This window comes from Mycobacterium sp. TY815 (assembly GCF_030755135.1).
Lineage (GTDB): Bacteria > Actinomycetota > Actinomycetes > Mycobacteriales > Mycobacteriaceae > Mycobacterium.
In genome coordinates, this window is record NZ_JAUFRX010000001.1 from 2,018,877 (window position 1) to 2,037,504 (window position 18,628).

Below are 18,628 nucleotides of genomic sequence, written 5' to 3' on the forward strand. Positions count from 1 at the left end.
GAACGCCGCCGCCACCGCTGCGTAACATCAGCCGGGATGCCCGCAACCTATGACGACTTCCCCAGCCTGCGCTGCGAACCCGGCGACAACGGAATCCTCAACCTGGTGCTCGACGCCCCCGGGCTGAACTCGGTCGGACCACAGATGCACCGCGACCTCGCCGACGTCTGGCCGGTGATCAACCGCGATCCCAACGTCAACGTCGTCCTGGTCCGAGGCGAAGGCAAGGCGTTCTCCTCCGGCGGCAGCTTCGACCTGATCGACGAGACGATCGGTGACTACGAGGGCCGGATCCGCATCATGCGTGAGGCCCGCGACCTGGTGCTCAACCTGGTCAACTTCGACAAGCCGGTGGTGTCGGCGATCAGGGGCCCCGCCGTCGGCGCCGGCCTGGTGGTGGCGCTGCTGGCTGACATCTCGGTGGCGGGGCGGACGGCGAAGATCATCGACGGGCACACCAAGCTGGGCGTGGCCGCCGGGGACCATGCGGCGATCTGCTGGCCGCTGCTGGTCGGCATGGCCAAGGCCAAGTACTACCTGCTGACCTGCGAGACGCTCTCCGGCGAAGAGGCCGAACGGATCGGCCTGGTGTCGACCTGCGTCGATGACGACGACGTGCTGGCCACCGCCACCAAGCTGGCGGAAAATCTGGCCGCCGGCGCGCAGCAGGCGATCCGCTGGACCAAGCACAGCCTCAACCACTGGTATCGCATGTTCGCCCCGGCCTTCGAGACCTCACTCGGCCTGGAATTCATCGGCTTCAGCGGCCCTGACGTGCAGGAAGGGTTGGCCGCGCACCGCGAGAAGCGCCCGGCCCGGTTTGACAGCCGTCCGTCGAGCTGAGCCCGATTCGGCGCGCCTGTGCGCGCGTGTCGACCGATGGGTCTACCGTCGAAATTCATGACATCAGCGGTCGAACCCGAGCCATTCCGCGAAGCGGTCGCGGCGATGAACGGTGTCACCGTGCGGCCCGAGATCGAGCTGGGCCCGATTCGCCCACCCCAGCGCCTGGCGCCGTTCAGCTATGCGCTGGGCGCCGAGGTCAAGCACCCGGACCTGGAAATCGTTCCCGAGCGATCCGAAGGTGACGCGTTCGGCCGGCTCATCCTGCTGTACGACCCCGAGGGCTCCGATGCCTGGGACGGCACCATCCGCCTGGTCGCCTACATCCAGGCGGACCTGGACTCCCACGAGGCCATTGATCCCCTGCTGCCGGAAGTCGCGTGGAGTTGGCTGTCCGAGGCGCTGGACTCGCACACCAAACACATGACCGCGCTGGGCGGGACGGTCACCGCCACTACGTCGGTGCGTTACGGCGACATCTCCGGTCCTCCGCGCGCCCACCAGCTGGAGCTGCGCGCATCGTGGACTGCCACCACCCCGGATGTGGGCAGCCACGTCCAGGCGTTCTGCGACGTTCTCGAGCACGCCGCGGGTCTGCCGCCGGCCGGTGTCACCGACCTGAGTTCACGGTCACGCGCCTGACATGTGCCCCGACCCGTCTCCGGCGGAGACCGATCCGCCGGGCAGCACGGAGCCCGAAGTTCCGCTGCTCTTGCACCCGGCCGACGGCATGCCGAATCTGTCCGTGTACGCCAGCGACATCGCCGCGGCCGCCGAACAGCTCGACCGGGGCCACGGCCCCTTCGCCGTGGATGCCGAACGGGCCTCGGGGTTCCGCTATTCCAACCGCGCCTATCTGATCCAGATTCGCCGGTCCGGCGCCGGCACCGTGCTGATCGACCCGGTCAGTCACGGCGGTGATCCGCTCGACGTCCTGCAACCGGTGGCCGAGGTGCTCGGCCAAGACGAATGGATTCTGCACTCCGCCGACCAGGACCTGCCCTGCCTGGCCGAGGTCGGCATGCGGCCGCCGGCGCTGTATGACACCGAATTGGCCGGCCGCCTGGCCGGATTCGATCGGGTCAACCTGGCGACCATGGTCGAACGGTTACTGGGCCAGGGCCTGGCCAAAGGACACGGCGCCGCCGACTGGTCCAAACGCCCGCTGCCGTCGGCCTGGCTCAACTACGCCGCACTGGACGTGGAACTGCTCATCGAGTTGCGCCACGCGATCGCTCAGGTGCTCGCCGAGCAAGGCAAAACCGATTGGGCCGCACAGGAATTCGAACATCTGCGGACATCCGAGGAGCGGCTGTCCGCCGCGCCCACCCGGCGTGACCGCTGGCGCCGCACCTCGGGCATCCACAAGGTGCACGATCGCCGGGCGCTGGCCGCGGTCCGCGAGTTGTGGACCACCCGCGACCGGATCGCCCAGCGGCGTGACATCGCGCCGCGCCGGATCCTGCCGGATTCGGCCATCATCGACGCCGCGTTGGCCGACCCGAAGTCCGTCGACGAACTGGTGGCGTTACCGGTGTTCGGTGGCCGCAATCAGCGCCGCAGTGCGCCGATGTGGTTGGCGGCGTTGGAGGCGGCCCGGCAGAATCACGATCTGCCGGACGTCGCGGAGCAGTCCGCCGGACCGCCACCGCCCGCGCGGTGGAGCCGCCGCAAGCCTGACGCCGCCGCGCGACTGGAAGTCGCCCGCGCAGCGCTGGCCGGATTGTCGGAGCGGGTGAGTATCCCGACCGAGAACCTGGTCTCGCCGGACCTCGTGCGCCGGCTGTGCTGGGACTGGGAGAGCCTCGCCGCGGCGGGCGACGACGCCGTCGCCGTTGCCGAGGAGTACCTGCACGCCGGGCAGGCGCGGCCCTGGCAGCGCGAGCTCGTCGTCCCCGTGCTGGCCGCTGCGGTGACGCGGGCCCCGCAGGCCGGCTCCGGAGCCGACTAGTCCAGCTGCTCGCTGATCGCGGACTGTTCGACCGGCGAAGTGCCCAGTGCGGCAACCCAACCCGTGATGCGACGGGCTACATCCTGGTCGGTGAGCCCCAGGTCGGCCAGCACCTCACCGCGCGACGCGTGGTCGTAGAACTCCTGCGGCAGGCCGACATCGCGGCACGGGATATCGATATCCACGGCACGCAGCGCCGCCGACACCGCCGAACCGACACCGCCGGCCACTCCGTTGTCCTCCAGCGTGACCAGCAGCTTGTGCTGAGAGGCCATGTCGCGCAGCACGTCGGGAACCGGCAACACCCAGCGCGGGTCGATCACCGTCACACCGATCCCCTGGTCGAGCAAGCGCTTGGCTACGGCGAGCGCCATCGACGCGAACGCACCGACCGCCACCAGCAGCACGTCGTTGTTCAGGCCGTCCGCCGGCACCGCCAGCACGTCCACCCCGTCGCGCCGTTCGAGGGCCGGAATGTCTTCGCCCACATCACCTTTGGGGAAACGCAGGGCCGTCGGCCCGTCACTGACGTCGAGCGCCTCGCCGAGTTCCTCCCGCAACCGGGTGGCGTCGCGCGGGGCGGCCACCCGCATGCCCGGCACCACACCCAGAATCGACAGGTCCCACATGCCGTTGTGGCTGGGGCCGTCGTTGCCGGTGACGCCGGCGCGGTCGAGGACCATGGTGACCGGCAGTTTGTGCAGCGCCACATCCATCATGATCTGGTCGAACGCCCGATTCAGGAACGTCGAATAGATCGCGACCACCGGGTGCATGCCGCCCATGGCCAGCCCGGCCGCCGACGTCATCGCGTGCTGCTCGGCGATGCCGACGTCGAACAACCGGTCCGGGAACGCTTCCCCGAAGGCCGACAGGCCGGTCGGCCCGGGCATCGCCGCGGTGATGGCCACGATGTCGCGGCGCTTGCGGCCCACATCGATCAGTGCCTCGGCGAACGTCGACGTCCAACCCGGGCCCGCCACCTTGGTCGCCACCCCGGTGACGGGGTCGATCGGCACGGTGGAGTGCATCTGCTCGGCTACGTCGGCCTCGGCCGGGCCGTACCCCATGCCCTTGCGCGTGACGACGTGCACGATCACCGGGGCGCCGAAACCACGGGCGCTGCGCAGCGCCACTTCTACCGCCCGCTCGTCGTGACCGTCGACCGGGCCGACGTATTTCAGGCCGAGATCGGTGAACAGCAGCTGCGGGGACAGCGAGTCCTTGATGCCGGCCTTCACGCTGTGCATGAAGTGGTAGGCCACGTCACCGACCACCGGCACCGCCTGCATCGCGTTGCGTCCGCGCTCGAGCAACCGCTCGTAGGCCGGCTGCAACCGCAGGGTGGCCAGGTGATCGGCCACGCCCCCGATCGTCGGCGCGTAGCTGCGCCCGTTGTCGTTGACGACGATGATCACCGGACGGCGGGAACCGGCGATGTTGTTCAGCGCCTCCCAGCACATGCCGCCGGTGAGCGCGCCGTCGCCGACCACCGCCACCACGTGCCGGTTGCGGTGTCCGGTGAGTTCGAACGCCTTGGCCAGGCCGTCGGCGTACGACAGCGCCGCGCTGGCATGGCTGGATTCGACCCAGTCGTGTTCGCTCTCGGACCGGGACGGATATCCCGACAGGCCGCCCTTCTTGCGCAGGGTCTCGAAGTCCTGGGCGCGGCCGGTCAGCATCTTGTGGACGTAGGCCTGGTGGCCGGTGTCGAAGATGATCGGGTCGTGCGGTGAATCGAACACCCGGTGCAACGCGAGGGTCAGTTCGACGACACCGAGGTTGGGGCCAAGGTGTCCTCCGGTGGCAGCAACCTTATGGATCAGAAACTCGCGGATCTCTTGGGCCAAGTCCCGGAGTTGCTGTTGCGAAAGGTGCTGCAGATCGGCGGGCCCGCGGATCTGTTCCAGCATCTGGCCAGTCTACGCAGCGCGCGCAACCGGAGCAGGGTGAGCGGCCGGTCTAGGCGGCTCCGAACAGTTCGGCGAGCGTGTCGTGCAATTCGGGATCTGCCAGGACGACGACCTCGTCGCCGGCCTGCAGTTCGGTATCGCCGCGCACCGGCACCAGGCCGGTGGTGCGCACGACGATGCTCACCCAAATGTCGCCGACCTGGTCACTGAGCCCCTCGACGGTGCATCCCTGGGCTGTGGAGCCCGGAGCGACGGTGAAGCGGTGGACTCCGTGCGGCTCGTCCGCGAGCCGGACACCGATCTCCCAGGGCTGCGTCTCAACCGTCCGCATCGGCAACCGCAACAGCCTCGCGACTCCGGGCACCGCGCTGCCCTGCACCAGTACCGAGAAGATGACGACGACGACAACGATGCCGTACAGCCGCTCGGCTTCGGGGATGTGCGCGGCGCGCAGGAATTCCCCGAGCAGGATCGGCACCGCACCCTTGAGGCCGGCGAACAGGATGAAACTGCGTTCGTTGCGCTCCAGTCGCACCGGCACCAGGCACGCGCCCACCGCCAGCGGCCGGATCAACGCGGTCAGGCCCACCCCCAGCACCAGCCCGGGAATCCACACGTCCGGGTGGGTGAGTACCCGGAGGTCGACGGTCAGCCCCAGCACCGTGAAGGCGATGATCTCGGCCAGTCCCGCCAGTGCAGCATGGAACCGCTTGATCTCGGGCTTGTACGGGGCGCGCGCGTCCCCGATCACGATGCCCGCGACGAACACCGCCAAGAATCCCGAGCCGTGGGCCAGTGTGGCGATGCCGTACAGCATCAGCGCGCACGCCAGGGTTCGCAGCGGGTAGAGACCTTCGCTGGGCAGGGCGACGCGGCGCATGAAGACGAGCAGGGCGCGCCCGCCGATGAGACCGACGGCCCCGCCGACAGCCATCTGAAGGACGAATTGGGTTCCCACGCCGGCGAAGCCCGCGGCGCTGAGGCCACCGGCGGCGATCAGGCTCGCCATCAGGGAGATGCCCACCGGGTCGTTCGCGCCGGACTCGCCTTCCAGGATGGTGCTGCTGCGACCGGAGATCTCGCGCTTGCCCAACACCGAGAAGACCACGGCCGGATCAGTGGGCGCCACCGCGGTAGCCACCAGAACCGCGGCGTACCAATCGATTCCACACGCGTAATGCAGCATCAGCGTCGCCCCGGCCGCGGTGAGCGCGGTCCCGAGGACGCCGACCGACAGAATCGGGGCCGTCGCCGCGCGGAAGCGCGCGGGGCCGATATGCATGCCGCCGTCGAACAGCACCAACACCAGCGCGATGGTCAGCACCCGCTCCACGGTCCGCTCGGCCGGCGGCTGCACCACCGGCACCGCGTGTACCGTCACCGCTGCGCCCACCAGAACGAGCAGGGGCACCGGAATTTTCACCCGCTCGGTCAGACGGTTCGCCAGCACAGCGATCAATCCGACGCCACTGGAGAACAAGACGATCAGTGCGTAGCGGGCGCTCTCGTTCATCGGAGCCGCCTCTGACCCTCACGATTCACAGCCGGTACGTTAGCGGCGATGTGCTGCGGCCGTCCGGCAGCGGAACCTTCGGTGTTAAGGCGCCGGCCGGTAGCACATTCCGGCACCAGCGCTCCGTGGATGCGGCCAACACTGACCACCCGCACGGACCGTTCTTCGGTGGTAGGCACCTACGCCTTTCGATCGGTCGACACAAGCGTCGCCGACCAGACTTCCCGGCACACCGCGACGGAGTATATCAGCGGGCTGCGGTAGCACCTTTTGCTTGAGCTTCGATCACAGCCGCGGACTGCGGGATGTGGCGCAGCAGCCCTGTGCCGCTGGCGCGCTACAGGTTTGATGTAAAAACGACTGCTGCACAGAGCACTTCGCACACCGATGAGGTTAGGACGACCCCGCGCACCGCATTCGCCAGGAGCTGTCAGGACAACCTACAGATCGACGATCGCGGCAGAGCCCTGCGTCGGGACAGTATCGTTCTGCTGGTGGCCACGCAGACGGTTTCCCTGAAACGTGTTGGCAGCGTTGCGTTGAACGACCTTATCGGTATGTGCGCCGAGTCTGGCGACGGTGTGCCGTACCCGCTGTGGCGCACGGAAAGGGAGCCGTACTGGGGCGAGCTCGAACAGGCGACGGTGCCCTTCACCGCGCGAATGGATGCCGACTTCCGGCACCTTCGTCAATGGGCGGAGACGTACAAGGAAGCTGACATCTGGGTTGAGTGCCGGCTCAAGCCGTTCGCGCCCGCGATTCCCCCTGTCCGGCTGGTTGCCCACCGAGCAGGTGAAGCCGGCTTTGTCGCGGTACAGCGTCCGACCGCTGAAGTCGTTGACGTGTACAGCCTTTCGCCGTTGGATATTGGAGCGGCGACCGCAGGTTTGACCGGGCTCACCCAGCCGGGGAGGCGTTCGGCCATCTGCATACCAGGCTTTCTGGCGAACTTCGGCGACCGCGACCTCGGGTGGGCAGGCGGTTCAGAGGACGAAAGCTACGCCGATGTGAACATCCGCGAGCGGCCGAATGTGCGAAGCACCACCACAATTTCCGACTTCGACGACGTGACGCTGATGGCAACCGTGCAGTCCCGTGCTGAACCTTCGGCGGTCCGCGGGGTGGACTGGGCGCGCGGCGTTGTGGTCTTGGTGCGGATCACGGGAGACGGAGACTATGTGTACACACCGGATCGCAGCCGGGCAGTACCCGTGACGGCACAAAGCCTGCGGGCTCGAATCGACGATCTCATCGCTGCCGATGTGGCAATCCTTCGACGACGCCGCGGCCTTACCTGAGGCAGTTCGCTCACTGCTGAGGCTATTTACTTGCCAACTTTCGCCAGGGTCCGCTTCGCCTGCAGTCGCACTTCGCTGTCAGGGTCCTCGAGAAGTGGCTCGATGTGCGGACGCAGGGACGCCGGTAGATGCTTGATGACCCGCAGCGACCGCAGGATGTACGGCCGGACCGACGGGTCGTCGAGTTCACTGAGGGCCACCGACAACCCATCGTCGGGGTCGGCGCGCAGCAACCACTCGAAGATCTGTGCTCGTCCGTAGCCCAACGTGCGGTCGACCGCCAATTGGCGCATCCGCGGGTAGTCGGTCGGCGCCGCGAGATACTTCAGTGCAGTCCCGATCGTTGCCAGGATGATCGGGGGGGCGGGTGGCTGCAGATAGAAGCTGTCGAACAAGAGTGGCACTGCTTCGGTGCCCATCGCGTCGATCGTGGTCAACGACCGGTAGAGAGCTTCTCGGAAATCGTGCAGCTCGGCTGGAGTAGTAAGCCCGCTTTTTGCCTCGACGTTCTGGAGCCAGTCGATCAGGACGGGTAGCAACTCCGGATACCGTTTGTCGGTATTGATGAGATCTGTGATGGTGCGAAACGGCAGTCCTGCCTTTTTGGCAGCTTTAGCAATGTCGTGACTGAGCCGTTCATGCGCCCGTATCCATTGCGCTGGTGCAGGCATTAGTTCAACGCCATTCTGATAAGGCGCAGTTGACCACTGTTGACCAGCTGCTGAAGGGGTCCCGAAATTGCGGTACGCGTATCGACTACCAAAGTCATGGTATAGCCTCTTTGACTAGCATAAGCCAACATGTCCTCGATTTGTTTCGTTTTACCCACGGAATTTACATTCTTTACTTCGGTAAGTTCTCGGGATATCGGATCGATTCTATCAGGTATTCTTGTTCGCCCGTTGATAACAATCTCCGTCTTTGGAACATTGGGATCGATCCCGGCTTTCAGCTCACCGATCCGACCTTTGAGGTTGTTTTTCATGCCCTGCGTCCGGGCACTCTTCAGCTGCATCTGAAGAAATCTGATGAGCTTCTCATTCTGGCTTGACGCGCGAGACCCGGCAAAGAACTCTGATATCTTCTTAAACGCCTTCAGTCTCTTGACCGCCTGGATGACGTCTCTGATTTTCATGGCATACCGCGCGATCGTAGCGGCGGCCTTCCCACCTGCTACTGCAGCACCAGCTCCGAAGGATACGAATGACGAAAGAATGCCTATCGCGGCAGTAACGGCAAGGTCGATCGCAAGTGATTGTAGAATATCGTCAAGTTCGTTGCGTAATTCAGTGAGATATTCGAAGTGGTTGGCGCATGCATCTCTGAGCGAGTTGGCGAGGCTTGTGTAGTCTTGGACGAGCGAACCAAGTTCCTCCAGATCCTCGACGATGATATCGACCTCGTCGCCGTTGAGTTCGTCGAACTTCGATGAAATCGCATTGACCTTGTCGGCGAAGTTCATCGACTGACCTGATCCGAGTCGGGCCCAGGCGTTCTCTGCTTTTTTCAGTTTCTCCGTATCGCCGTCGGGAACGGGGATGCCGATCTCTTCGAGCAGACCGATGTTCTCCATCAATCCGTCGCTGCTACCACCGCTGGCTCGCGGAATGTTGACGCACGAGGCGAGAAGCTCGCCGGGATCGGCGGGCGGGGGCATCGGGGCGCCACCGTTGATATTCGAATCGGCCTCCGCGTCGGCGTGATTTATACCCGCTTGACGCAGCACGCGACCGTAGTTTTGCACCGCGGCCGCAAGATCGCGGCCGAACATTTCGATCCGACTGGCTTGCTCGTCGTAGGCCTCGCCGAATTCTTTGCCGCGCTCGTCCTTCCCCGCCATGCCTTCGGTGCCGGCAAGATCCTCGGCGAGGGTGGCCTGCGCGCGCTGCAGCGCCTGGGCGACGTCGAAAAGTGCGGTCGCGCCGTCAAAGTAACTCTGGGTGTTGATCCTGTCGACCACGAACTACCGCCCGAGCATGGCGCGGTTTGCCGACTTCGCGGCCGAATAGTTGTCATGTGCTCGCTGAGCCGCAGCCCGCATCTCCGCCATTTCACCGTTGGCACGCGTAATCAGCTCGGACCATTGAGCGTGCCTGTCCTGGAACGCATCGCCCGTCTGCCCCATGAGTGCCTCCTGGCATGGAGCAGCGACGTCGCTATGCACTGTCTCGATCGCCGTCGTGATATCGCGCACGAGGCGTTCGATCCTGTCAGTTGTCTCCTGCAGCAGCTTGAGATCGACGGAATACTCGACCACCGGAACCCCCTGCCGTCACTCGACCAGGTCTGACTCGACGAAGGCGGCAGTGCTGCGGCTGACGTGCTCGCCGAGGCGATCAAGCTCCGCGGCCATCGACTGCAGCAACGGCAAAAGCTCGCGCCAAGCATCCGAATAGGCCATCGCGGCATCGCCTTTCCAGGTAGCCACGAGGTCTTCGACATCCTGGTCGACGGACCTGAGGTACGCGGTCACCGCCTCCGACTGTTCGCGCGCAACGGCGCCCGCATGCAGTGCTGCACCCGGATCGACGAACAGGGGCCTGCTCATCAGCGGTACTCGCGGGTGAACAGCCGATGGTCCGCGACCGCTGAGCGGGGCGTGCCGAGATCGAAGGTGGCGCTGTCCGGGATCTCGTAGGGGAAAACCATCTGAATGGCGATGTCGCGGTGCTCGAGGTGAATCTCGATCAACGTGTCCGCGGAGTCATCGCTGACTCTGCTGACAATGGCGAACGATCTGATTGCCGACGCCGAACTCCGCAGGGAGTTCACCAATTCCTCGCGGCTGGACAGGCCGTGTGAATCCTCAGCCATCACGACCGACTTGCCGCCTCTTGCGTCGACCGCGATTGCGGTCGGGTCCAACCCCCAGTTGCGTACCAGGTTGTTCGCTGCGATGCCGATACACTCATCCAGCAGCGCATCGAAGTCAGCCTGACAATCGTCGCTGGCCGTTTCCCGCCACGACACACTCATTCGATCTCCGCTCTGGTCTTCTCGCGCGGGCCTCCGAACCGTACCGGCCGGCCCGGCCCGGCGTCCCCTCCATGTGCCTGCGCGCTGACCCCACTGCCGTCAGCTCACGTCCCCGTGTAGGGCAAATCCTAACAACGGGCTGACGTACATTTCGGCGCCAATTCATGCGTCACCCCGTCTGCCACCCCCTAACGGGTCAACAGCGCCACGCACTCGACGTGATGGGTCAGCGGGAACGCATCGAACACCCGGATCTTCTCGACGGCGTAGCCGTGCCCCCGGTACAAGCCGATGTCACGGGCGAAAGACGCCGCCTCACAACCGATGTGAACCACCCTCGGCACGCCGGCAGCGGCCAGCAGATCGACCACTTCGCGGCCGGCGCCGGTGCGCGGCGGGTCGAGCACCGCAACGTCGGCGCAGCTGTCCTGCGCTGTCAGCGCGCGGCGCACCGAATCAGTGACAACCTCGACCTGCGGCAGGTCAGCCAAGGCGGCACGCGCCGCTCCCGTCGCCCCACGCGCGGTGTCGACCGAAAGCACCCGGCCCGCCTCCCCCACCGCGGCGCCGAGCACCGCGGCGAACACTCCGGCACCGCCATAGAGGTCCCATGCCGTCGCACCGGACGCGGGTTGTGCCCAGTCGGCGACCAAGTCGCTGTAGACGCGGGCGCCCTCGCGATGTGACTGCCAGAACGCCGTCACCGGTACGCGCCAGCTGCGTGCACCGACCCGCTGCACGGCGTGGTAGTCACCTTCGATCACCTGCGACACCGCGCGTTTGCCGTGTCGCACCGTACGCAGCACATGACGCTCACCGTCGTCGTCGACGACGACGTGCACGTGGGCGCCGGCCGGCCAGTCGGCCCCGGACAGCCCGTCGAGCATCCCCACCGGCAACTGGCCGCAGCGCAGATCGGTGACCAACTGGTCGCTGTGGTAGCGATGAAATCCGGGGCGCCCGTCGGATCCGACGTCGAGGCGAACCCGGGTTCGCCACCCGGTCGACCCGGCGGAGAGCGCTTCGGCCGCGCCCGTCCAGCTGTGTCCGCCGAGACGGTCCAGCTGATTCGACACCACCTGCGCCTTGAGGTCGCGTGCCGCCGCCGGCGCGGCGAAAGCCAGGTCGCAGCATCCGGCGCCGTCCACACCGGCGATCGGGCATAACGAGTCCGTGCGGCTCTCGGACGCCTCGAGAACCTCGATAACCTCTGCGTGCCAATAAGATCCGCGATCGGCCGTCACCCGGGCCCGCACCCGTTCGCCGGGCAGCGCATAGCGGACGAAGACCACGCGGCCCTCGTGATGCGCAATGCAACTGCCGCCGTTCGCGGGGGCGCCGGTGACCAAAGTCAGTTCCCCGCCGGCGGATTCGAGGTTCAATCGAATATGCCCCGTCGGGCGTCCCCGGGTGCGACACGCGGCTGCAGCGTCTTGATCCGTTCCGAGGACGTCAGCTGCCAGGGCACCGAGGTGACCATGACGCCCGGCATGAACAGCAGACGCCCTTTGAGCCGCAGCGCACTCTGGTTGTGCAACAACTGTTCCCACCAGCGACCCACCACGTACTCCGGGATGAACACCGTCACCACCGTGCGCGGCGATTCCTTGCTAACCCGTTTGACGTAATCGAGTACCGGACGGGTGATTTCACGGTAGGGGGAGGCGATCACCTTCAACGGGACGCTGATGTCGCTTTCTTCCCATTCGTGCTTGAGTTCGCGGGTCTCGCCGTCGTCGACGCTCACCGTGACGGCCTCGAGCACATCGGGCCGGGTGGCGCGGGCATAGGCCAGGGCCCGCAGCGTGGGCAGATGCAGCTTCGACACCAGCACCAGAGCGTGGTTGCGACTGGGCAGCACTATTTCGTCGCCGTGCTCGGCGGCCTGCTCGGCCAATTCGCGGGTGACGCCGTCGTAATGCCGGCGGATCAGCTTCATCAGTGCGAACAGCAGTGTCATGGCGACCAGAGCGATCCAGGCACCGGCCAGGAATTTGGTGACCATGACGACCAACAACACCGCGCCGGTCGCGAGGAACCCGATCGTATTGACGATCCGCGAACGGTGCATCCGCCGCCGCGCCGCCGGATCGGTTTCGGTGCGCAGCAGCCGGGTCCAGTGCCGCACCATGCCAATCTGACTCAGCGTGAAGGAAATGAACACGCCGACGATGTAGAGCTGGATCAAGGCGCTCAGTTCAGCACGGAACGCAACGATCGCCAGCAGCGCAGACAGGGACAGGAACGCGATTCCGTTGGAGAACGCCAATCGGTCGCCGCGCGTATGGAACTGGCGGGGCAGGTAGCTGTGCTGGGCCAGCACCGAACCGAGCACCGGGAAGCCGTTGAACGCGGTGTTGGCCGCCAGCACCAAGATCAAGGCGGTTACGGCGGTGATCAGCACGAAACCGATGTGGAAGTTGCCGAATACCGTTTCCGCCAGTTGAGTAACCAGCGTCTTCTGGTAGTAGCCGGCCGGGGCCCCGGCCAGTTGTGTCGCCGGATCGCTGACCAGCTGCACGCCGATCTTCTTGGCCAGCACGATGATGCCCATCAGCAGAGTGACCGCGATGGCGCCGAGCATCAGCAGGGTGGTGGCGGCGTTCTTGGACTTGGGCTTTTCGAATGCGGGCACGCCGTTGCTGATCGCCTCGACACCGGTGAGCGCCGCGCACCCCGAGGAGAACGCCCGCGCCATCAGGAAAACCAGCGCGAAGCCCAGGATCTTGCCGTGCTCGGCATGCATGTGGAAGCCGGCGGACTCGGCCCGCAGCGGGTTTCCCAACACGAAGATGCGGAACAGGCCCCAGCCGATCATGGCCGTGACGCCGATGATGAAGCCGTAGGTGGGGATGGCGAACGCCAGCCCGGATTCCCGCACGCCGCGCAGATTCATCGCCGTCACCAGCAGGATCGCGGCCACACAGAACCACACCTTGTGGTGGGCCACGATCGGCACCGCCGAGCCGATGTTCGACATCGCTGACGCCGTCGAAACCGCAACGGTGAGAACGTAATCCACCATCAGGGCACTGGCCACCGTCAGGCCGGCGTTGGGCCCGAGATTGGTGGTGACCACCTCATAGTCACCGCCGCCGGAGGGGTAGGCGTGCACGTTCTGCCGGTAGCTGGCCACCACCACCAACATGACCGCCGCCACCGCCAGACCGATCCACGGCGCCAGCGCGTAGGCCGCCAGTCCGCCGATCGACAGCATGAGGAAGACCTCTTCAGGGGCATAGGCCACCGAGGACAGCGCGTCGGAGGCGAACACCGGCAGCGCGATGCGCTTTGGCAGCAGCGTGTGGGCCAGCCGGTCGCTGCGAAACGGCCGTCCGATCAGCAGCCGGCGCGCAGCGGTTGAAAGTTTGGACACGAGAGCCAAGAGTAAGCCCACCTGGCTTTAGCGGTAGCGTTCCGTAGGCGAGAATTCTCACGACCGAAATCGGCCCGCCAGCGAAGGTTGCCGATCACAATGACGCGCAGGACACAACCGAAAGGACCTCCGAGTGAAGGTGGTTGTGATGGGTTGCGGCCGGGTCGGTTCTTCGGTGGCAGACGGACTGTACCGAATCGGCCATGACGTGTCGGTCATCGACCGCGACAGCGCCGCGTTCAACCGGCTCAGTCCGGAGTTCGATGGCGACCGGGTGCTCGGTCAGGGTTTCGACCGCGACGTGCTGCTGCGGGCCGGCATCGAGGGAGCCGACGCATTCGCCGCGGTGTCCTCCGGCGACAACTCCAACATCATCTCGGCGCGGCTGGCCCGCGAGACCTTCGGCGTGCGGCGCGTGGTCGCGCGAATCTATGACGCCAAGCGTGCCGAGGTCTACGAACGCCTGGGCATCCCGACGATCGCGACCGTCCCGTGGACCACCGATCGCCTGCTCAACGCCCTGACTCAGGAGACTGAGACGGCGAAATGGCGAGATCCGACGGGTACCGTCGCGGTCGCGCAGGTGGTGCTGCACGAAGACTGGGTCGGACACCGCGCGACCGACTTGGAGCAGGCCACCGGCGCCCGGGTGGCATTCCTGATCCGCTTCGGGACCGGCATCCTGCCCGAACCCAAGACCGTGCTGCAGGCCGGCGATCAGGTCTATGTCGCCGCTATCTCCGGGCGCGCCGCCGAAGCCGTGGCCATTGCGGCTTTGCCGCCGAGCGAGGACTTGGACAAGTGAAACGCGGGCCTAAGGACGCCGACTTGCCCTATTTCCAAGCCGGCGTTAAGGAGTGGCGCAAATGAAGGTAGCTGTTGCCGGCGCCGGTGCCGTCGGGCGCTCGGTCACCCGCGAACTCGTCGCCAACAATCACGACGTGACGCTGATCGAGCGCAACGCCGATCATCTCGACACCGACGCCATCCCGGCCGCGCACTGGCTGCTGGGTGACGCCTGCGAGTTGAGCCTGCTCGAGCATATGCATCTCGAGGATTTCGACGTGGTCGTCGCCGCCACCGGTGACGACAAGGTGAACGTGGTGCTCAGCCTGCTGGCCAAGACCGAATTCGCGGTCCCGCGGGTGGTGGCCCGGGTCAACGACCCGCGCAACGAATGGCTGTTCACCGATGCGTGGGGCGTCGATGTGGCGGTGTCCACACCACGGATGCTCGCCTCGCTGATCGAGGAGGCCGTCGCGGTGGGCGATCTGGTGCGGCTCATGGAGTTCCGCAAGGGCCAGGCCAATCTGGTCGAGATCACCCTGCCCGACGACACCCCGTGGGGCGGCAAGCCGGTGCGCAAGCTGCAGTTGCCGCGCGACGTCTCACTGGTGACCATCTTGCGGGGTCCGCGGGTGATCGTCCCGGAGGGCGACGAGCCGCTGGAAGGCGGGGACGAGTTGCTGTTCGTCGCGGTCACCGAAGCCGAAGAGGAGCTGCGCAGGCTGCTGCTGCCCAGCAGCTAGTCGCGAACGGGCTCGCCGTCGATCTCGGCCGCCACCGGGCGCTCCGCGGCCGGTAATGCCCTCAGCACGACCTTGATCGCCCCGTACGTCACCAGGGCGGCCAGCGCCGTCAGCGGCCACCCCATGGCGATCCGCGTCACCCCCAGCCAGCCGGTCTTGCCGAGCTCGTACAGATGGCCCTGGACGCCGAAACGCGCGATGAACACGACCGTCCAGCACAGCGTCGCGATGTCGAACGCGTACACCGCCCGCGACACCGCGCGCCAGCCGTTGTCGCGGCCGCTCGCCCAGCTCCAGAGGTAACCGACCAACGGACGCCGGATCACGATCGACGCCGCGAAGACGACCGCCCAGACCAGCGACATCCAGATGCCCAGCAGGAAGTAGCCCTTGGACTGTCCGACCAGATACGCGATCAACGCGCACACGGCCACACCGAAGAATCCGGACAGCGCCGGCTGCAGGGAATCTCGACGGATCAGCCGCCACAGCAGAACCAGGGCCGCCGCGGCCAGCGCGCTGGCGATGGCGGCCAGCAGGCCGGCGACGCTGGAAGCGATCACGAACGTGACGACGGGAAGCGTGGAATAGACCAGGCCGCTCACGCCGCCGGCCTGTGCCAGCATGCGCTCGGCACTGAAACGATTAGCGCTCACGGTAATTCGGTGCGCTGGTGACGGCGGAAATCGTCACCGCTGAATTTCGTAGTGCGGGTTGTAGATGGCCTTGGTGCCGTTCTCCATCTTGCCCATCCGGCCCCGGACCCGCAGGGTGCGTCCCGACTCGATGCCGGGGATGCGCCGCTGCCCCAACCAGACCAGCGTGACTGTGTCGCTGCCGTCGAACAATTCCGCACGAACCCCGCCGGAGCACCCCTTGCCGTTCGTCTCGACGCTGCGCAGCGTGCCCACCATCGTGACCTCCTGGCCCCGCTGGCAGTCGATTGCTCGCTGCGCGCCGGTACTGAGGACTTCGTCGGACAGTTCTTCGACGTCGCGTTGCTCCGGGTCCTCCGTCAACCGACGGGTGAGCCGGCGTAGATAACCTTGGGCCCCCATGGCCACTCCTGACACCTCGACGTCGTTAAGAAAGCTATGTCTCAAATCAGCATTCCACCATGCCAACGGTCACCGTAGACCTGTTGGTTCCCGCATGCCACACAGATGAAACCACTGATATTCGGGTGTCTCACAACACCAGGCACTATGGGGAGGTGGTGATCGACCTGAGCGGTGTCACAACGGTGCTGCTGGCGGGCACCGGATCCGACGACAACTACGTCTACCGGGCCTTTTCAACCCCGTTGCAGGCATCCGGTGCGGTGTTGGTCACACCTGCGCCGCAACCACAGGGATTGATCGACGGCTATCTGGCCGCGCTCGACGACGCGGCGCAATCCGGACCCATCGCGGTCGGCGGAGTGTCGATCGGTGCGGCCGTTGCGGCGACCTGGGCGCTGGCTCACCCCGAGCGCACCGTGGCCGTGCTGGCGGCGCTGCCGGCCTGGACCGGGGACCCAGGCCCGGCACCGGCGGCTCTCGCCGCGCAGTACACGGCTTCGCAGTTGCGCCGCGACGGCCTGGAAGCCACGACGGCACAGATGCGGGCCTCGAGCCCGCCGTGGCTGGCCGACGAGCTGGCCCGGTCCTGGGCGGTGCAGTGGCCGCTACTGCCGGACGCCATGGAGGAGGCGGCGTCGTACGTGGCACCGAGCTGCGCCGAACTGACGCGGCTGGTCCCGCCGTTGGGCGTGGCGGCCGCGGTCGACGACCCGATTCACCCCTTGCAGGTCGGCGCGGACTGGGCGAGCGCCGCACCCCGCGCCGCCTTGCGCACGGTCACCCTCGACGAGATCGGCGCGCACCCGGCGGCCCTGGGGGCCGCGTGCCTGGCGGCGCTGGAGGACGCCCGCAGTCTCGATCGCTGACCGGTAAAAGTCAGCCGCCGGTCGAGGTGCTGCGCAGCTGCTGCATCGCCGAACCTTCGGTGCTGCGACGCGCCGCGGGCTCATTGGACGGGGCTGGCGCCTCAGGCTGATCGGGCGCCTGCTCACCGGCCTGCTGAGCGGCTGCGGCCTCACGCAGCTGCTGCACCATCGGTTCGGGCAGCTGCACCGGCAGCGGGGTGCGTACCGGCAGCGGAGTGTCGCCACGGCGAACCACGGTGTCCGCCAACGCCTCACGCGCCTCGTCGGTCAGCGCGTCGATGGTCTCGTGCGGTCCGTTGACCACGCACCGGATCATCCAGCGGTAGCCGTCGACGCCGATGAAGCGCACCGCACCGGATGCGCTGCCCACGACTTCACGTCCCCACGGACCGTCCTTGATGGACACCGTGGCCGAGTCTTTGCGCAAGGAGTCGGCCAACTCGCCGGCCACCTCCCGCCACAGCCCCGCCGTCTTCGGCGCCGCGTAGGCGGCGATGGTGAATCGTCCGTTGGGCGTGACGACCCACACCGCACTGGGCACCCCGGTCTCAGTCAGCTCGACCTGCACCTGACCCGCCGCGGGCATGGGTATCAGTACCGAGCCCAGGTCGAGGCGCGCCGTCTCGGCGTCGGCCGGATCGTCGAAATCCTCGATGTCGAATGGGCCTTCGACCGCCTCGTCGCCGTCGGCGGGGTCGTCCCCGGCGGCGCTGACGGGCGGATCGGCCGGCTGCGGTTTCGAAGCGCTGTCGTCCTTGCGTGTGCGTCTACCGAATGCTGGCATCAGCCCCGCTCCTTCTCATCGCTTCGTCTCCCGCTCACAGACTCGCGTGGCCGCCGGACGAACCGTGACCACCTTCGCCACGCGACGTTTCGGCCAGCCCGGCTTCATCGAACGACGAAACCTCGACCAATTCGACCAATTCGACCCGCTGCACCAGCAACTGGGCAATCCGGTCGCCGCGGTGCACCACGATCGGGGTGGTGGGGTCGAGGTTGATCAGCGCGACCTTGATCTCGCCGCGATATCCGGCATCGATGGTGCCGGGACTGTTGACGATCGACAGCCCCACCCTCGAGGCCAGTCCTGAACGCGGGTGGATCAACCCGACCATGCCGAACGGGATGGCAACCGCGATGCCGGTGGGCACGAGAGCCCGGTGGCCGGGTGCCAGCTCGACGTCTGCGGCGCTGAACAGGTCGACGCCGGCGTCACCGTGGTGAGCGCGACTGGGCATCGGAAGGCCCGGGTCGAGACGGACTATGGCCAGACTGGTCGACACGGGGGCACAGACTACCCTT

Annotated in this window: 20 protein-coding genes; 7 read left to right on the plus strand and 13 right to left on the minus strand. The window is 66.4% G+C overall.

Annotated features, from left to right (window positions below):
- Positions 1-36 precede the first annotated feature (36 nt).
- Genes QXK92_RS08340 through QXK92_RS08350 form a run of 3 tightly spaced genes read left to right on the plus strand, consistent with a single transcriptional unit; the run spans position 37 to position 2,794 of the window.
- Complete coding sequence (locus tag QXK92_RS08340) at positions 37-843, plus strand: enoyl-CoA hydratase/isomerase family protein (RefSeq protein ID WP_306241190.1); 807 nt, start codon at positions 37-39, stop codon at positions 841-843.
- A gap of 57 nt (positions 844-900) precedes the next feature.
- Entirely contained in the window at positions 901-1,485 is a 585-nt protein-coding gene (locus QXK92_RS08345) for a DUF3000 domain-containing protein (protein WP_306241191.1), read from the plus strand.
- Position 1,486: 1 nt separating this feature from the next.
- A complete protein-coding gene (locus QXK92_RS08350; RefSeq protein WP_306241192.1) occupies positions 1,487-2,794 on the plus strand; it encodes a ribonuclease D in 1,308 nt (435 codons plus the stop codon).
- On the opposite strand, the gene dxs is transcribed toward QXK92_RS08350, so the two are convergent.
- Positions 2,791-4,707, minus strand: a complete 1,917-nt coding sequence (dxs, locus tag QXK92_RS08355) for a 1-deoxy-D-xylulose-5-phosphate synthase (RefSeq protein ID WP_306241193.1) — start codon at positions 4,705-4,707, stop codon at positions 2,791-2,793. The genes QXK92_RS08350 and dxs overlap by 4 nt on opposite strands.
- A 49-nt stretch (positions 4,708-4,756) precedes the next feature.
- Entirely contained in the window at positions 4,757-6,220 is a 1,464-nt protein-coding gene (locus QXK92_RS08360; protein ID WP_306241194.1) for a cation:proton antiporter, read from the minus strand.
- A gap of 494 nt (positions 6,221-6,714) precedes the next feature.
- Here QXK92_RS08360 and QXK92_RS08365 point away from each other — a divergent pair, with 494 nt between their 5' ends.
- Complete coding sequence (locus QXK92_RS08365; RefSeq protein WP_306241195.1) at positions 6,715-7,518, plus strand: hypothetical protein; 804 nt, start codon at positions 6,715-6,717, stop codon at positions 7,516-7,518.
- Between the two features lie 26 nt (positions 7,519-7,544).
- Here the strand turns inward: QXK92_RS08365 and QXK92_RS08370 are convergent, their stop codons facing one another.
- The 7 genes from QXK92_RS08370 to QXK92_RS08400 all read right to left on the minus strand — a co-directional run bounded on the left by QXK92_RS08370 (position 7,545) and on the right by QXK92_RS08400 (position 13,870).
- The gene (locus QXK92_RS08370; protein WP_306241196.1) at positions 7,545-8,189 is read right to left on the minus strand and encodes a hypothetical protein; all 645 of its coding nucleotides are present in this window, start codon (positions 8,187-8,189) and stop codon (positions 7,545-7,547) included.
- The gene (locus QXK92_RS08375) at positions 8,189-9,478 is read right to left on the minus strand and encodes a putative toxin (protein ID WP_306241197.1); all 1,290 of its coding nucleotides are present in this window, start codon (positions 9,476-9,478) and stop codon (positions 8,189-8,191) included. Before QXK92_RS08375 ends, QXK92_RS08370 begins: the two co-directional genes overlap by 1 nt.
- Before the next feature lie 3 nt (positions 9,479-9,481).
- Positions 9,482-9,775: a WXG100 family type VII secretion target gene (locus tag QXK92_RS08380; RefSeq protein WP_306241198.1), complete on the minus strand. Its 294-nt coding sequence runs from the start codon at positions 9,773-9,775 to the stop codon at positions 9,482-9,484.
- A gap of 15 nt (positions 9,776-9,790) precedes the next feature.
- Positions 9,791-10,066 carry a WXG100 family type VII secretion target gene (locus QXK92_RS08385; RefSeq protein ID WP_306241199.1) on the minus strand — a complete coding sequence of 92 codons (276 nt, stop codon included), beginning with the start codon at positions 10,064-10,066 and terminating at the stop codon, positions 9,791-9,793.
- The gene (locus tag QXK92_RS08390) at positions 10,066-10,494 is read right to left on the minus strand and encodes a hypothetical protein (RefSeq protein ID WP_306241200.1); all 429 of its coding nucleotides are present in this window, start codon (positions 10,492-10,494) and stop codon (positions 10,066-10,068) included. The genes QXK92_RS08385 and QXK92_RS08390 overlap by 1 nt, the downstream gene beginning before the upstream one ends.
- A gap of 188 nt (positions 10,495-10,682) precedes the next feature.
- Positions 10,683-11,876, minus strand: coding sequence for a class I SAM-dependent RNA methyltransferase (locus QXK92_RS08395; RefSeq protein WP_306241201.1), 1,194 nt, complete (start codon positions 11,874-11,876; stop codon positions 10,683-10,685).
- A complete protein-coding gene (locus tag QXK92_RS08400; RefSeq protein ID WP_306241203.1) occupies positions 11,873-13,870 on the minus strand; it encodes an APC family permease in 1,998 nt (665 codons plus the stop codon). The genes QXK92_RS08395 and QXK92_RS08400 overlap by 4 nt, the downstream gene beginning before the upstream one ends.
- A gap of 133 nt (positions 13,871-14,003) precedes the next feature.
- On the opposite strand from QXK92_RS08400, the gene QXK92_RS08405 reads away from it, so the two are divergent.
- The gene (locus tag QXK92_RS08405; RefSeq protein WP_133435350.1) at positions 14,004-14,675 is read left to right on the plus strand and encodes a TrkA family potassium uptake protein; all 672 of its coding nucleotides are present in this window, start codon (positions 14,004-14,006) and stop codon (positions 14,673-14,675) included.
- Between the two features lie 61 nt (positions 14,676-14,736).
- Positions 14,737-15,399 carry a TrkA family potassium uptake protein gene (locus QXK92_RS08410; RefSeq protein WP_306241204.1) on the plus strand — a complete coding sequence of 221 codons (663 nt, stop codon included), beginning with the start codon at positions 14,737-14,739 and terminating at the stop codon, positions 15,397-15,399.
- Here QXK92_RS08410 and QXK92_RS08415 read toward each other — a convergent pair.
- Positions 15,396-16,055 (minus strand): DUF3159 domain-containing protein, encoded by a 660-nt coding sequence (locus QXK92_RS08415; RefSeq protein ID WP_306241205.1) that lies wholly within the window; start codon positions 16,053-16,055, stop codon positions 15,396-15,398. The two genes, QXK92_RS08410 and QXK92_RS08415, sit on opposite strands and share 4 nt — an antisense overlap.
- A 33-nt stretch (positions 16,056-16,088) precedes the next feature.
- Positions 16,089-16,457: an OB-fold nucleic acid binding domain-containing protein gene (locus tag QXK92_RS08420; protein WP_205877551.1), complete on the minus strand. Its 369-nt coding sequence runs from the start codon at positions 16,455-16,457 to the stop codon at positions 16,089-16,091.
- 155 nt (positions 16,458-16,612) lie between these two features.
- Between QXK92_RS08420 and QXK92_RS08425 the strand changes: the two genes are divergently transcribed.
- Positions 16,613-17,326 (plus strand): alpha/beta hydrolase, encoded by a 714-nt coding sequence (locus QXK92_RS08425; protein ID WP_306241206.1) that lies wholly within the window; start codon positions 16,613-16,615, stop codon positions 17,324-17,326.
- Between the two features lie 10 nt (positions 17,327-17,336).
- Here QXK92_RS08425 and QXK92_RS08430 read toward each other — a convergent pair whose 3' ends face one another.
- Together QXK92_RS08430 and dut are read right to left on the minus strand one after the other, a co-directional pair.
- Positions 17,337-18,110: a DUF3710 domain-containing protein gene (locus tag QXK92_RS08430; RefSeq protein WP_306241207.1), complete on the minus strand. Its 774-nt coding sequence runs from the start codon at positions 18,108-18,110 to the stop codon at positions 17,337-17,339.
- A 34-nt stretch (positions 18,111-18,144) separates the two neighbouring features.
- Positions 18,145-18,609 carry a dUTP diphosphatase gene (gene dut, locus QXK92_RS08435; RefSeq protein WP_306241208.1) on the minus strand — a complete coding sequence of 155 codons (465 nt, stop codon included), beginning with the start codon at positions 18,607-18,609 and terminating at the stop codon, positions 18,145-18,147.
- Positions 18,610-18,628: the final 19 nt, after the last annotated feature.